The sequence below is a fragment of the Pseudomonas sivasensis genome, assembly GCF_021391435.1.
Lineage (GTDB): Bacteria > Pseudomonadota > Gammaproteobacteria > Pseudomonadales > Pseudomonadaceae > Aquipseudomonas > Aquipseudomonas sivasensis.
Genome location: NZ_CP090029.1, coordinates 3,292,696 through 3,307,534 on the forward strand (window position 1 = coordinate 3,292,696; position 14,839 = coordinate 3,307,534).

Genomic DNA, 14,839 nt, shown 5'->3' on the forward strand with positions numbered 1-14,839 from the left:
GGCTTACTTATCCTTGAACTCTGGCGCGCGCTTGGCCACAAACGCCGCCATACCTTCCTTCTGATCCAGCGTCGCAAACGCCGCATGGAACACACGGCGCTCAAAGCGCACGCCTTCGGACAGGCTCACTTCAAACGCACGGTTCACGCTTTCCTTGACCATCATGCTGATTGGCACCGACTTGCCAGCAATCAGCGTGGCGACCTTCAGCGCTTCATCCAGCAGCTCATCGGCCGGCACAATGCGCGCGACAATCCCGCAACGCTCAGCCTCCACCGCATCGATAAAACGCCCGGTCAGGCACATTTCCATGGCCTTGGCCTTGCCTACCGCGCGGGTCAGGCGCTGGGTGCCGCCCATGCCGGGCAGGACGCCGAGGTTGATCTCTGGCTGGCCGAATTTGGCGCCATCACCCGCCAGGATGAAGTCGCACATCAGCGCCAGTTCGCAGCCGCCGCCCAAAGCAAAACCGTTGACGGCGGCAATGATCGGCTTGCGGCGGTTGGCCACGCGGTCGCTGTCGCTGAACAGGTCATCGAGGTAAATCTGCGGGTAGGTCAGCTCGGCCATTTCCTTGATATCGGCGCCGGCCGCAAAGGCTTTCTTCGAACCGGTCAGCACGATACAGCCGATGTGCGGATTGGCTTCCAGATCATCCAGCGCATGGTTCAACTCACTGACCAACTGCGCATTCAGCGCATTCAGGGCTTGCGGACGATTCAGGGTAATCAGCCCGACGCGGCCCTGGACGTCGAGCAAAATGGTTTCGTAACTCATGTATCGGCTCCTTAGAGATTGCGTGAGATGACCATGCGTTGAATATCGCTGGTGCCTTCGTAGATCTGGCAGACCCGCACATCGCGGTAGATCCGCTCCAGGGGAAAGTCGCTCAGGTAACCGTAACCGCCCAAGGTTTGCAAGGCAGCCGAACAGACTTTTTCGGCCATTTCCGAGGCAAACAGCTTGGCCATCGACGCTTCCACCAGCGCCGGCTTGCCACTGTCGCGCAAGGCGGCGGCGTAATGCACCATCTGCCGTGCCACGGCGATTTGCGTGGCCATGTCGGCAAGTCGGAAGGCTACCGCCTGGTGTTCGATCAGCGATTTGCCGAAACTCTCGCGCTCGCGGGCGTAGTCGCGCGCTGCTTCAAACGCGGCACGGGCCATGCCCACTGCTTGCGAGGCGATGCCCACGCGGCCGCCTTCGAGGTTGGCCAGGGCAATCTTGTAGCCTTCACCCTCCTCACCCAAACGGTTGGCCACCGGGACCTTCACGTCTTCAAACAGAATCTGGCACGTGTCGGACGCATGCTGCCCCAACTTGTCCTCGACCCGCGCGACGCTGTAGCCCGGCGAATCGGTGGGCACGATAAACGCGCTGATCCCGCGTTTGCCTGCCGCTGGGTCGGTAACGGCAAACACAATCACCACCCCAGCGTTTTGCCCGGAGGTGATGAACTGTTTACAACCGTTGAGCACGTAGTGGTCACCGTCCAGACGCGCGCGGGTTTTCAGGCTGCTGGCGTCGGAACCGGCCTGCGGTTCGGTCAGGGCAAAGGCCCCCAGCATGGCGCCGCTGGCCAGAGGCGTGAGGAACTGCGTTTTTTGCTGGTCGTTGCCGAACTTGAGGATGGGCATGCAACCCACCGAGTTGTGCACGCTCATGATGGTGGAGCAGGCTCCATCACCGGCGGCAATTTCTTCCAGGGCCATGGCGTAAGCCAGGTAGCCGGTATCGCAACCGCCCCATTGCTCCGGCACCAGCATGCCGAAAAAACCCAGTTCGGCCATCTCGCCGATGGCCTCCTTGGGAAAGCGGTGCTCGCGATCCCATTCGGCGGCGAAAGGTTTGAGACGTTCCTGGGCGAATTGCCGGGCCGCGTCGCTGATTTGCAGTTGTTCGTCATTGGGCAGCATCGTGGCTCCTTAATACAGGCATTCGACGGCCATGGCTGTGGCTTCACCACCGCCGATGCAGATCGCGGCAACGCCACGCTTGAGGCCCTTCTGGCGAAGGGCCGAGAGCAAGGTCACCAGGATGCGGGCACCCGAGGCACCAATCGGGTGGCCGAGGGCGCAGGCACCGCCGTGCACGTTGACCTTGGAATGGGGGATTTGCAGCTTGCTCATGGTCACCAGGCTGACCACCGCGAAGGCTTCGTTGATCTCGAACAGATCCACTTCATCAAGGTTCCAGCCGGTCTTGCTCATCAATTTGCGAATCGCACCCACTGGCGCCACGGGAAACAGCCCCGGCTCATCGGCAAATGCAGCATGCCCATGGATCACCGCCAACGGCTTGAGCCCACGCTTGTGCGCCTCGGACTCGCGCATCAGCAGCAGCGCCGCAGCACCGTCGGAAATCGAGCTGGAGTTGGCCGCTGTCACCGTGCCGCCTTCGCGAAACGCCGGTTTGAGGCTGGCAATCTTGTCCAGCTTGCCTTTGGGGGGTTGTTCGTCGTGCAGAATGGTTTTTTGCTCTTTGCCGACAGTGACCTGTACCGGGACGATTTCGGCAGCGAAGTTGCCGTGGGTGATCGCCTCCTGAGCGCGGGTCAGGGAGGCAATGGCGAAGGCATCCTGGGCTTCACGGGTAAAGCCGTTATGCAGGGCGCAGTCTTCGGCGAAGGTGCCCATCAGGCGGCCCTTGTCGTAAGCGTCTTCCAGGCCGTCGAGGAACATGTGGTCGAGGACGCGGCCATGACCCATGCGGTAGCCACTGCGGGCGCGGTCCAGCAAATACGGTGCGTTGGACATGCTCTCCATACCGCCAGCAATCACCACATCGACACTGCCCGCCAGCAGTGAATCATGGGCCAGGATGGCGGCTTCCATACCTGAGCCGCACATCTTGTTGAGGGTGGTGCAACGGGTGGACTTGTCCAACCCGGCGCCCAATGCCGCTTGCCGCGCTGGCGCCTGGCCCAGGCCAGCAGGGAGTACGCAGCCAAACAGCACTTCATCCACGGCGTCGGTGGCGATACCGGCGCGCTCAACCGCTGCACGAATAGCGGCGGCACCGAGTTGAGGCGCGGTCAGTCCCTTGAGGTCACCCTGGAACCCGCCCATGGGCGTGCGCACGGCGCTGACAATCACGATGGGATCAGTCATGGGTCACTCTCCTTACTTGGCTGCCATGCGCAAGGCGCCGTCAAGACGGATCACCTCGCCATTGAGCATGCTGTTTTCAATGATGTGCCGCACCAGTGCGGCGTATTCGGCAGGCTTGCCCAGGCGTGGCGGGAATGGCACGCCGGCGGCCAGGGAGTCGCGCACTTGCGGCGTCATGCCGGCCATCATGGGCGTCTCGAAGATACCGGGAGCGATGGTCATTACGCGAATACCGAAACGCGCCAATTCACGAGCCGCGGGCAGTGTGAGGCTGGCGATGGCACCTTTGGAGGCCGCATACGCAGCCTGACCGATTTGCCCATCGAAGGCGGCCACGGAAGCGGTATTGATGATCACGCCGCGTTCACCGTCGGCATTCGCTTCGGTTTCCGCAATGGCCGCAGCGGCCAGGCGTAACAGGTTGAAGCTGCCGATCAGGTTGACGTTGATCACCTGGGCGAAGTTCGCCAGCACGTGAGGGCCGTTCTTGCCGAGAATTTTCTCGCCGCGCACCACGCCTGCGCAATTGACCAACCCGTGCAAGCCGCCAAATGCCGAGACCGTGGCTTGCACGGCGGCTTCAGCGGCAGCTTCCTGGCTGATGTCGGCCACCGCACTGCGGGCGTTTTTACCCAATTGCTTGGCCTTGGCGGCGACCGCTTCGGCGTTCAAATCCACCAGCATCACCTTGGCACCAGCGGCGATCAGCATCTCAGCGGTGGCCGCGCCGAGGCCCGAAGCGCCGCCGCTGACCAGAAAAACCTTGTTTTCAATCTGCATCATTGTTTCCTTGAACGATGGACCGGGTAACGAGCGTATGGCCCAGATAGTCGCTTGGGTGCTGCACAGCGACAATGGTCAAAGCTTTCAACATGGCTGACTGGTTTGGCCAAGGGGGCAAGGCACTGGTGGTGAGTGGACTTGCCCCGCCCACCACAGAGGCCTGCTTGACACAGAAGCTGGCGCACCTCCGATCATAGACCCCACCGATCAGCCGGTAGGCCCAAGCGATTGGACGCCCTCCCTATCAGCTTCTAACCTTATGGACTGCTCCACCAAAGAAGCCCCCCATGATCGTGCGTCCTAAACCCAATCTCCTGGGTATCCTGTTTTCCCTCAAAGGTTCGATTGCCAAGCGCATCGCCTTGCGCAGCCTACTGGTCACGTTGCTGGCGTCAGTGATCGTGCTCGTGGAAACCCTGCACCCCGCGTACTTCTCCAAGGTCAACGCCACGCCCTTCACCTTGCTCGGGCTCTCGTTGTCGATCTTCATGAGCTTTCGCAACAATGCCTGCTATGACCGTTGGTGGGAGGGCCGCAAGCAGTTGGGGCAGATGATCATCGAGGTGCGCTCGCTGATCCGTGAAACACAAGTACTCGCCGATGCCGCTGAACGTGCGCGCGTGTTGCGCGGGCTGGGGGGCTTTGCCCATGGGTTGATCGCACGACTGCGCCATGAAAATGAAGCCCAGGCGATACAGCCCTGGGCCAGCGTGGAAGCGGACCATCCCAACCTGCCGGACCGTGTGCTGCAACAGCTCGGCGGGCGGTTTTCGGTACTGGCTCAGCAGGGCGTCATCAGCGAATGGCGCTACACCCAGCTGGAAACCCGCTTGGTCAGCCTGAGTCAGGTTCAGGCCTCGTGCGAGCGGATAAAGACCACGCCACTGCCCTTCCCTTACACGCTGCTTTTGCACCGCACCATCTACCTGTTCTGTATTCTGCTGCCCTTCGCCATGGCCGAACCTCTGGGCTGGCTGACACCGGTGTTCACCGCCATTGTCAGCTACACCTTTTTTGGCCTGGATGAAATCGGCGATGACCTGGAAGACCCGTTCGGCTTTGATGAAAATGACCTGCCCTGCAATGCGCTCCTACGCACCTTGGAGCGTGAGATTCTCGCGGCGCTGGGCGAAACCGAACTGCCGGCGCCCTTGGAGCCAGTGGAGTACGTGCTCACCTGACGCCGGTTTGACACCTGCCCTGGTCTGACCGAAGCTGACGGCCTTTGTAATAGCTACTCAAGCTTTCGGACGCCTGCATGTCAAAGTCACGCCGTTACGCCATCGTCGGCCTGTGCGCCCTGTTCTTCATTGTGCTGCTCACCTGGTATTTCTCCCGCTCCGCCCCGGTGGCTGTGGCTCCCGCGATTGCCCATGGCTACGCCAAAGCGCTGAAACAGGCGCGTAACGGCGAGCCTGGCGCCGCCCGAGTGCTGTATCAGCAATTGGGCCGCCCGGACCTGACCGATGAGCGCCGCGCCGCCCTGCATGCTGAACTGCACAACTATCCAAGCCCCCAGGCCCTGAAGCTGGCGGATAAAGACCTGATCAATGAATCGCCGGTGGTGCGCGAAGCGGCGATCCACAGCATTGTCGGCCTGGTGCCCACGGGCCAGCGCACCCTGCTGCTGGGCCCGGCGCTGGATGACCCCGAGCAAAGCGTGCGCTTTGCCGCCGCCAATGCCTTGCTCGGCCTGTCGCCGGACACCCTTGGCCTGTATTTCGGGCCGCTGCAGCAGGTGTTGGACGAATTCGTGAAATACCTCAAGGCCCAGCCCGAAACCGCCGAGGGGTGGATTCAGCTGGCACGCCTCTACATCCACAGCGCGCTGTTGCCGGAGGCGCAACAGGCCCTGGAACAGGCGATGCGTTTGCAACCGGACAACCTGCAAGCAGTGGTCGCGCAGATCGAGCTGTTGGATAAGCAAGGCAAGACCGACGAGTCCCGCCAATTGCTGGCGCGGCAGTTGGCGTCGCACCCCGAATCCGCCTACTTGCAACACGCCCTCGGCATGTGGCTGCTGCACCATGGCGAGCGGCCTTATGCCCTCCTCGGCCTGTCCAAAGCGGTAGAGCTTGAGCCGGATAATCAGGATTACCGCTACGACCTGGCCACCACCCTGCACGACCAGCAGGAGCTAGAGGCAGCGCAGCGCCAATTGGAAGAAATCGTCCAGCGCCACCCGGCCAATCGCAAGGCTCGGGTGCTGCTGGTCAACTACTGGAAAGAGAGTGGGCAGTTGCAGAATGTCCAAGTGCTGCTGGCTCAGCTTGAGCAACAGAATCCGGACGATCCGGCCTTGCAGCAAGGGCTCTAAGACACGCCACGACACCTCGGGGACGGCTCGCCTGTACCGATAAATTGAGCCGTTTGTTGAACGGTTGCATAGTGCCACGGTCAAGTAAACATGGCGTGTTGTGACGAACATGCCCTTCCACTTGTACGTGACCCGAGGGCACTTCTTGTCTACATCCAAAGAGCTGTTCAGTGAAAAGGCGGCCACCGGCATCGAAGGTCTTGATGACATTCTTGCCGGGGGGCTATCGCGCAGCCACCTGTTTTTGCTGGAAGGTGAACCTGGTACCGGTAAAACCACCGTGGCCCTGCATTTCCTTCAGGCCGGGGCAAAAAACGGCGAGCGATCCTTGTACATCACCTTGTCGGAGACTGAGCGCGAGTTGCGCCAGGGCGCCAAGTCCCACGGTTGGGACCTGGATGACAACATCCATATTTTTGAGCTGACCCCACCGGAAAGCTTGCTCAATGCCGAGCACCAACAGAGCCTGCTGTATTCCTCTGACCTTGAGCTGGGTGAAGCCACGCGGCAGATCTTTGAGGTGGTGGAACGGGTCAAGCCAACTCGCGTGGTCGTCGACAGCCTCTCTGAGATCCGCCTGCTGGCGCAGAGTTCGTTGCGTTATCGCCGGCAGATCCTCGCCATCAAGCACTACTTCGTGCGTTATGACGCCACCGTTCTGCTGTTGGACGACCTGACCACTGAATCCCTGGATAAAACCGTGCACAGCGTGGCCCACGGCGTGATCCGTCTGGAAGAATTGACTCCGAACTACGGTGCCGAACGCCGCCGGGTTCGTGTGGTGAAGTACCGTGGCCAGAAGTATCGCGGCGGTTTCCACGACTTCACCATCATGCAGGACGGGGTGCATGTATTCCCTCGCCTGGTGGCCGCCGAACACCGCGGTGGTTACAACCGCCAGACGCTCACCAGCGGCATCAGCGAGATGGACTCATTGTTGGGCGGCGGTATCGAGACGGGCTCCAGCAGCCTGATTCTCGGCCCGGCCGGTACCGGCAAATCGTTGATCTCGATGATCTTCGCTGCCGCTGCCGTGTTACGCGGCGAAAAGGCAGCGCTGTTTATCTTCGACGAAGAGCTGGGGTTGTTGTTTGAACGCATGAAAAACATGGGTATCGACCTTGAAGCGCTGCAGGCCACCGGCAACTTGATGATCGAACAAGTGGACGCTGCCGAACTGTCCCCTGGCGAGTTCTCCCACCGGGTGCGCCGCGCTATCGACGAAGGGGGTATCAAAACCGTGGTGATCGACAGCATCAACGGTTACCAGGCGGCGATGCCTGAAGAAAATGCGCTGATCCTGCACATGCACGAGTTGCTGCTGTACCTCAACCGTCGCGGTGCGGCGACCTTCATGACCGTCGCTCAACACGGGTTGGTGGGTGACATGCAAGCACCGGTCGACATCACCTACCTGGCCGACACAGTGATTCTGCTGCGTTACTTCGAAGCGCTGGGCAAAGTCCGCCGGGCGATTTCGATCATCAAGAAACGTACCGGCGCCCACGAGTCGACCATTCGTGAATACCGCATCAGCAACCGTGGCTTGACCGTCGGCGAGCCCTTGGACAACTTCCAGGGCGTACTGCGCGGCATCCCGACCTACATGGGCGCAGGCTCCCCTTTGCTCAAGGATGAGCAATAGTGCCGAATCTACTTGGCGTTTCCGAACGCGCGATCATCCTGGCGCCAGTGGGGCGCGACAGTTCACTGGCGTTGATGATGCTCAACGAAGCCGGTTACTCCGGCATCGTCGCGACCCACCTGCCGATGCTATGCGACGCGATGGAAGAAGGTGCAGGTCTGTTGATCATTGCCGCCGAAGGCTTGCGCGGTATCGATCTGGAGCCGCTGCTGGAAAAACTGCACCAGCAGCCCGCTTGGTCGGATATGCCCATCGTGCTGATGACCCATCACGGCGGCAGCGAACAGAACGGTTCGTCCCACCTCAGTGGCCTGCTCGGCAATGTGACCTTCCTGGAGCGGCCCTTCCACCCGGTGACCCTGATCAGCCTGGTCAGCGCTGCTCTGCGCGGCCGTCGTCGCCAGTACGAGGCGCGTGACCGCCTGATCGACTTGAGCGAAAGCGAACTGCGCCTGCAACGCACACTTGAAACCCTTGAACAACAAGTCGAAGAGCGCACCGCGCAACTGCGCCACAACGAAGAGGCGCTGCGCCAATCACAGAAAATGGAAGCCGTCGGCCAATTGACGGGCGGTATCGCCCACGACTTCAACAATATGCTCACCGGGATTATCGGCAGCCTCGAGTTACTGCGCAGGCGCGTGTCCCGTGGCAAGTTGGACGACCTCGATAGCCTCATCGATCTTGGCGTCACGTCAGCTAACCGCGCAGCCGGATTGACCCATCGGTTGCTGGCGTTTTCCCGCCGGCAATCCTTGGACTCCAAACCGGTCAATATCAATGAACTGGTCAGCTCCATGGGTGAACTGCTGGAACGCAGCATCAATGAAAGCATTACCCTTGAGATGCAACTCACCGACCAGCCTTGGACAGCTGAAGCCGACCCCAATCAGCTGGAAAGCGCCCTGCTCAACCTGGTGCTCAATGCCCGCGATGCAATGCCCAACGGCGGCAAGCTGACGGTGGAAACGTCGAATCGGCACCTGGACAGCGTTTTCACCGCTGCTTTTGGCACCCTGCCTCCAGGCGATTACGTTGAGCTGAGCATCAGTGATAACGGCTGCGGCATCCCGCAAAGCGTGATTGGCCGTGTGTTCGATCCCTTCTTTACCACCAAGCCGATCGGCCAAGGCACCGGCCTGGGTTTATCGATGATCTACGGCTTCGCCCGTCAGTCCCGCGGACACGTCACCCTGCACAGCGAGGTGGGCCTGGGGACGACCGTCAGCTTGTTCCTGCCACGTTTTCTGGGTGAGACCGTCGTGCCCGCACCCGTCGACCCTGCGTTGCTGCCATTTGCCAACTCCGGGGAGACCGTGCTGATCGTCGAGGACGACCCCGCCGTACGCGTGCTGGTCAGCGCAGTACTTAAAGAGCTGGGTTATGGGTTTGTTGAGGCAGAGGACGCCAATACGGCATTACCGATCATTGAATCTGAACAGCGGATCGACCTGTTGATCAGCGATGTCGGCTTGCCCGGCATGAACGGCAGACAAATGGCAGAGATCGGCCGGCAGATGCGGCCGGATCTGAAGGTATTGTTTATTACCGGCTATGCCGAACATGCCGCCGTGCGCGGTGGTTTTCTCGACCCTGGCATGCAGTTGATTACCAAGCCATTTACCTTTGATTTGTTGACGGCGAAGGTGCGGGAGATGATCCGGGCGTGATGTGATGCATGTATTGCTTGCGGCACAGCCAGGTCAAGAGGGAAAAGTTCGGAAATCATTGGCGTCGGGATAAGCGGAATCGCCAGAACGGTTTTGGGTACTGAGAGTGACACCTAGGGTGTTCCTCCCTGCCGACCTGACGAGCTAGCCAATGATCCCATCCCGTAATGATGTAGTGCTCAGTCATCACCTCCCGATGAACGTCAACGCGCCACTGACGTCCGTAGATCAACCCCAGTTCAATAAGCCTGGGCTCAGGACTGAAGGTCCCGTCCCCTCCCATGACACCGCCCGTTCCGAGGGCGACAGCCTTCTGGCCGAGATTTATGGCAAGGCACTCCTTCGCTTGACTGATGTTGAAAGTCAGGATCGGGAGGTGATGATAGAAAACATTCCTCCCAACTCCACATTCGGTCAGTGGTGGGCGCAATTAGGGCGAGCGATGCAGTCCGATGATGTCAAGGAGTGGATGAGACACATCGGGGTGGATAGCCGCACAGTGAAAATCACGCCCGAATCGGGTCAAGTATCTTTCAAAGTTCAGCGCTATATCACCGCATCACCAGTGACACAGACGCATGGCCAGGAAGACAAGCAGTGGTCCGGGGTAAGCGGCCCTGTCGTTGAGGCGGCGAAGGTCATAGCGGCGGGCAACGGAATTTCCACTTTCTCCCCGCCGTTGTCCGAACACAGCAACAGCGCGCCATTATGGCTGGTGAAGCGCTTCTATCGAGAGCCCGAAAAATCGTCAGTCGCAGAGCGCCAGGACAGAGCGGCGCAATTGGCGCACGATAAATCCTTTGCGCAGCTACCCGCCGGCCTTCACGAGGCGCGCAGTGAGGAGGCACTCACAGGGCAAAAGAAGGCCCTGGGAGATAAGAATACCCGCCGTGATGCCGCGTTTGCGTTCACGCATCTCGCCATGCTTTTAAAGCGCGGCGATCTTCCCTCCGAGCTGATTCTTGATCACCTGCAGAAAAACAACGTCCAGATCGCCCCCGACAGCAGCTATCCAGAAGCTGCGATGAACACATGGGGCGAAGCCACACTTGAGCACTACCTGCAGGCAAACGGTTGGGATATTCCCACCAATCACCAGGAAGCGGAGAATCTCGCCGCGGCCCTGCTCAGACCAGAACCCCAACACCCGCCCCATGGCAACTATGGCGGTGCACTGGCATGGCCGATACCACTCGACACCCGCAGCCAGTGGCAACTGAGGGCAAACCTACGTCACGGCAAGATCGGCGACATTGACCTGAAGCCTTTCAAGAGCGTGCTGGAGTACCTGGCGCAAGACGCGACATTCGAGCCTTCCGAGTTACGTCATCCTCAACGGGTCCTCGACAGGTTGATCCAGTCGCCCAAGGGGCAGGCACTTGGCCAAGCACTGCAGAGCAGTTTCGATGCAAAGTCTGTGAAAGGCAGTCCCAACGACTGGCTGCTGGCTGCGCTGAGTATTGACCGTAAGGTTCAACCAGGCGCTCCCAGAGGCTACGTAGCGGGCATTTCTACCTTGGGCCCTAATGTTTACGGGAAGCCTGTAGCGGGCATCGTCAAGGACCTGAGCGACTACCTGGTGTCCTCAGGCCAAGCATCGTCGCCCGAGAAAGCCTCGCTGCAAGCCCACCTGCTGTTGGCAAGTCGTACGCCGGAGTTGCTGGTCAAGGACATCCCCGAAAGCCTGACCTTCGGCTCTCACAGTTGGGTCAGTTTTGTCACCGCCGTCGGGCGCCTTGAGGCGAAGGCAGCGGGATCAACGGCGGCGATGACCTACGGCGAGGTGATGCTGCAAGCGGCGATCGCACCGATCTCTGAAGAGGAGCGCCGTACTGAGTTCCTTGTCCAGCAGGAAGCGCTCAAGGACTGGGGGCACGCCAATGGCTTGCCTTACCCTCAAAACGAAACGCAGATGAACGAAGTGCGCAACGCGTTTCATGCTCGGATCGCTGAATTGAAAACTGCCAGCGACGCGCAACGTGCACCGATGCCGATAGCCAGGGACATGGCGCGGGAACAGTTACAGAAGGCGCTGCCGCACATGGCTGCGGCACTGTTTGATGAAAAGTGCATCACGCTGGAGCCTTCTGTTGCGGATTTCCCCGGACCTTATTCGGTCCTGGATTTGTACATGGATGGAAGAAGTGCACATGGCGCACCCACCGCCCAACCCGATGCTTTTTATAGAGCGCTCTTCACCGACGGATCCCCCTACTCGCCCAGCAGGTTTGTTTCGTCAGCCTCTGGCGTCAATATCAGCGAGGTTCTGAAAACGATAAAGCAACTCCCTCATCTTTCCTCGGCCTTCAAAAGTGCGTTTTCGGCGTACTGCTCAGGCATGGAAAAAAGCCAGGGCACGCAAGTCAAACACTTGATATCGCAACAACCCATTTCCACGCGAAATAATCTTGAACTCGGAAAATTAACTATTGTTAAAGAGCAATACATTGACTATTCACCCTTCTCTCTCATGCCGAAAATACGCGAGCGTGACGATCACAACCTGTTGGTCAAAACTGAACGCATGGGTCAGATTCATACCTACGAGATAGATCTAAAACACGCAAAAATTACCGAACGTACCGACCTGGGCGATTTTCGACCTGGAAGATTCCCAACCGGTCACACCCATCCTGATAGAAAACTTGTCCAGGTGATTCCCGATACACCGTCCGTGTCAGGCTTCACGGATGAAAAAAGTGGCGCAACCGCCATGCCCGATAGCTTTAACAGTGAACGCACCTCTTATATTGCCGATGCGTTTATCAAACACATCAATATCAAAGCACTCACAATGGAGGCCCAACAACAAACGACCTTTGACACTGAGGAGCCTTTTCACAAAAAGGTGCGTGAGTTCATGTTGAATCTGATCCCATTAAGGTCGGCGATTTTCAACTTTCAAAACGGTGATTACGCTGAAGGCGTTTTGGATCTGACATTGGATGTGTTTGGTTTTATCGTCGGGGCCGGTGCGGCGGCAAAGGGCGCCAAAGCAATGATGTCCGGCGCTTCCGCACTCAGCAAGCTGCTCCACGGCGCTAAGATTGTCGGGCGCACAGCCATAGGAAGTCTTAATCCCTTCGACGGCGCAACGGACCTCGCCAAGGGGGCCTTTTACCTCGCGAAAACTGGTTCCACATCAGTACTAAAGGGTTTTAGAACACTGACTCATTCTGCTGGCAGTTATGACCTGGTGTCCGCCAGTAAACGTTTCGACGCGGCCTCGGTGGGAACATTCAAGGTCAACAACGAGTTCATTGAAGCACCGGCAACCCTTCTCGATGGAAAGTGGTACGCCTTCAACCCGGCAACCGGGCACCCCTACGGCCCTGCCATAAAAGACTTCCTGCCTTCGGTACACAGCAATGATTTGGGAAGTTTTGCGACAGCAACGGACCCTGCAAAAAGAATAAGTGGCGCGGTGGTCGGCGACTGGAAGAAATCCGTTAGAACGCATCGAGAAGGGCCAGATAAAGAGGCGTTTGACCGCGGCTATATTTACGGAGACCCGCGGAAGATCAGTGGCTACTCCAATAAGATGTCATTGGCTGACTTAATGAAGCTTGGCGCCAGTAAAACCCTGACATCAGAACAGGTCGGCATGTTGGTCAAAAAATATGACGACATGGCCTATCAGTTCGGTAAAAACACATCGGCGCGATTTATAGGCAACATTGAGCCGCGCTTCGGCGACGTTACGCCTATGCCCCAAATCATTTACCTCACCCAAACAGGGCAATTGTCTGATGGTCAGTGCGCGGCTCTCGCACGTGCCATGGCAACGGCGATGGCGCAAGGCAAGGAGCAAGTGTTAATCAAGAATATGTACACCGCCGCGGCCTTTGCTTTAGATCCGGCCTCCAGGGATTTCGTCGCCAAGCTCAGTAAAATCCAAAGCAAAACGGGTGGCCAAAGTGCCTTCCACGCAGGACAGCCCACCCGTCAGGTTTCCATTCAAGACATGGTCAGGGAGCTGTCCAATTCGACGGTTTCGAAATCATTAATGATCGACTCTCCAGGCCATGCGATGGCCGCGGGAGTGAAAGTCAATGGCGGGTATAAAACGTATTACTTTTATGATCCCAACCATGGTCTCGCCAACTTCTCAAGCGCAGAGGCGATGCAAAAAGGCTTAGAAAAACTGACGCGTGACAAGAAACTTCAGCCCCCCTATAAAACCCATAGCACCGACCCAACAAAGTTGGAATTCAAGGTCTTTGATCACACGGATGACTGGCAGCAAAAAAACAGCGTTTTCAATCTGGACGTCAACAGCTTGTACAGCGCCCCCCTCACTCCGTCCGGCCCCCAAAAACTGTCTAACACTCAGTTGAGACAGAACTTGGAAATACTGCACAAAGCGCCGGGTAATCAGGGCCTGGTTTGTTACGAGGCGTCTATGCGGGTGGGGCAGGCTGAAAAAAGCCTGTCATCTGAAGTGTACGATGCTGTCATAAAGGCTACAGACCGCAGCGGCGGCACAAACTATTCGCCGCATTACCTGGACCTGATGGGAATCAAAAAAGATAACCTCCAAACGGTGTTCAACAGCGCTGACATTACAGAGTCCGGGCTATTGAATTTCAAGCATACCAATGAGGGCGAAGCGTTCGCGCACACCGTCTACATCCAAAAAACCAAAGATAATCAGTTGTACCTTTTCAACACTAATAGTCCGGATCTGGATATGGCCATGATCAAAAATGGCAACCTCCCGGTAATTAGCGGCGGTATGACGGTCTATCCACTGAGCAACGACAAAGGTCTGCAGGCCTTCCTCAATGGTATTGACGGAAAACGCGGTTGGCAGTTCGCGTACACGCCAGCCAGTACGCTCAACGCCAATGTTCAAAGGTTAAAACGTTAACGATTGAATTGAGTGGCGCCCACGCGCCACTTTTTCACGCCAGCAAGCGTTGGATATGCTCGTGCAGGGTATCCAGGTCAAACGGCTTGGCCAGGATCGGCGCATTGCGCGTGATCGGGCTGTTGCATTCGAGAATTTCCTGCGGGTAACCGCTGATAAAAATGACCTTCAATTCCGGTCGCAACTGGATCGCCGGTTCTGCGATCTGTACCCCGGAAATCCCGCCCGGCAGACGGTAGTCGGTGACCATCAGGTCCAAGTGCGGCTTGGTCGCCAGAATCTCGAACGCTTGCTTGCCGTCGATCGCCTTCAGGACCCGATAACCCAGGCCTGCCAGGTATTCACCCAGCACAAACATAATGGATTCGTCGTCCTCGACGATCAGTACGACATCTTGTGCATCTTCACTCATGGGAAGCCTTCGTTCGGTCAATTGCTGCAAGT

General features: G+C 58.3%; 10 protein-coding genes. 5 read left to right on the forward strand and 5 right to left on the reverse strand.

The genetic code is table 11. The annotated features are described in order from the left end of the window. Positions 1-3: 3 nt before the first annotated feature. From LRO94_RS14785 to LRO94_RS14800, 4 genes are read right to left on the reverse strand one after another with little or no spacing between them, the layout of a single operon-like run. Positions 4-777: an enoyl-CoA hydratase gene (locus tag LRO94_RS14785; protein WP_032885667.1), complete on the reverse strand. Its 774-nt coding sequence runs from the start codon at positions 775-777 to the stop codon at positions 4-6. Between the two features lie 11 nt (positions 778-788). Further along, on the reverse strand, positions 789-1,916 hold the full coding sequence (locus LRO94_RS14790; protein WP_179178971.1) for an acyl-CoA dehydrogenase: 1,128 nt from the start codon (positions 1,914-1,916) through the stop codon (positions 789-791). 9 nt (positions 1,917-1,925) lie between these two features. Continuing rightward, positions 1,926-3,110 carry an acetyl-CoA C-acyltransferase gene (locus tag LRO94_RS14795; RefSeq protein WP_179178970.1) on the reverse strand — a complete coding sequence of 395 codons (1,185 nt, stop codon included), beginning with the start codon at positions 3,108-3,110 and terminating at the stop codon, positions 1,926-1,928. A gap of 12 nt (positions 3,111-3,122) precedes the next feature. Then, positions 3,123-3,890: an SDR family NAD(P)-dependent oxidoreductase gene (locus LRO94_RS14800; protein WP_179178969.1), complete on the reverse strand. Its 768-nt coding sequence runs from the start codon at positions 3,888-3,890 to the stop codon at positions 3,123-3,125. 290 nt (positions 3,891-4,180) lie between these two features. On the opposite strand from LRO94_RS14800, the gene LRO94_RS14805 reads away from it, so the two are divergent. The 5 genes from LRO94_RS14805 (at position 4,181) to LRO94_RS14825 (ending at position 14,395) form a co-directional block, all read left to right on the forward strand. Further along, positions 4,181-5,074, forward strand: a complete 894-nt coding sequence (locus LRO94_RS14805) for a bestrophin family protein (protein WP_032885671.1) — start codon at positions 4,181-4,183, stop codon at positions 5,072-5,074. 77 nt (positions 5,075-5,151) lie between these two features. Beyond that, the gene (locus LRO94_RS14810; RefSeq protein ID WP_095184748.1) at positions 5,152-6,210 is read left to right on the forward strand and encodes a tetratricopeptide repeat protein; all 1,059 of its coding nucleotides are present in this window, start codon (positions 5,152-5,154) and stop codon (positions 6,208-6,210) included. A 145-nt stretch (positions 6,211-6,355) separates the two neighbouring features. Next, positions 6,356-7,855 carry an ATPase domain-containing protein gene (locus LRO94_RS14815; protein ID WP_032885743.1) on the forward strand — a complete coding sequence of 500 codons (1,500 nt, stop codon included), beginning with the start codon at positions 6,356-6,358 and terminating at the stop codon, positions 7,853-7,855. Next, positions 7,855-9,525 (forward strand): ATP-binding protein, encoded by a 1,671-nt coding sequence (locus LRO94_RS14820; RefSeq protein WP_179178968.1) that lies wholly within the window; start codon positions 7,855-7,857, stop codon positions 9,523-9,525. The genes LRO94_RS14815 and LRO94_RS14820 overlap by 1 nt, the downstream gene beginning before the upstream one ends. Positions 9,526-9,676: 151 nt before the next feature. After that, complete coding sequence (locus tag LRO94_RS14825) at positions 9,677-14,395, forward strand: hypothetical protein (protein ID WP_233896801.1); 4,719 nt, start codon at positions 9,677-9,679, stop codon at positions 14,393-14,395. Between the two features lie 34 nt (positions 14,396-14,429). On the opposite strand, the gene LRO94_RS14830 is transcribed toward LRO94_RS14825, so the two are convergent. Continuing rightward, positions 14,430-14,807 carry a response regulator gene (locus LRO94_RS14830; RefSeq protein WP_032885674.1) on the reverse strand — a complete coding sequence of 126 codons (378 nt, stop codon included), beginning with the start codon at positions 14,805-14,807 and terminating at the stop codon, positions 14,430-14,432. Positions 14,808-14,839 lie beyond the last annotated feature (32 nt).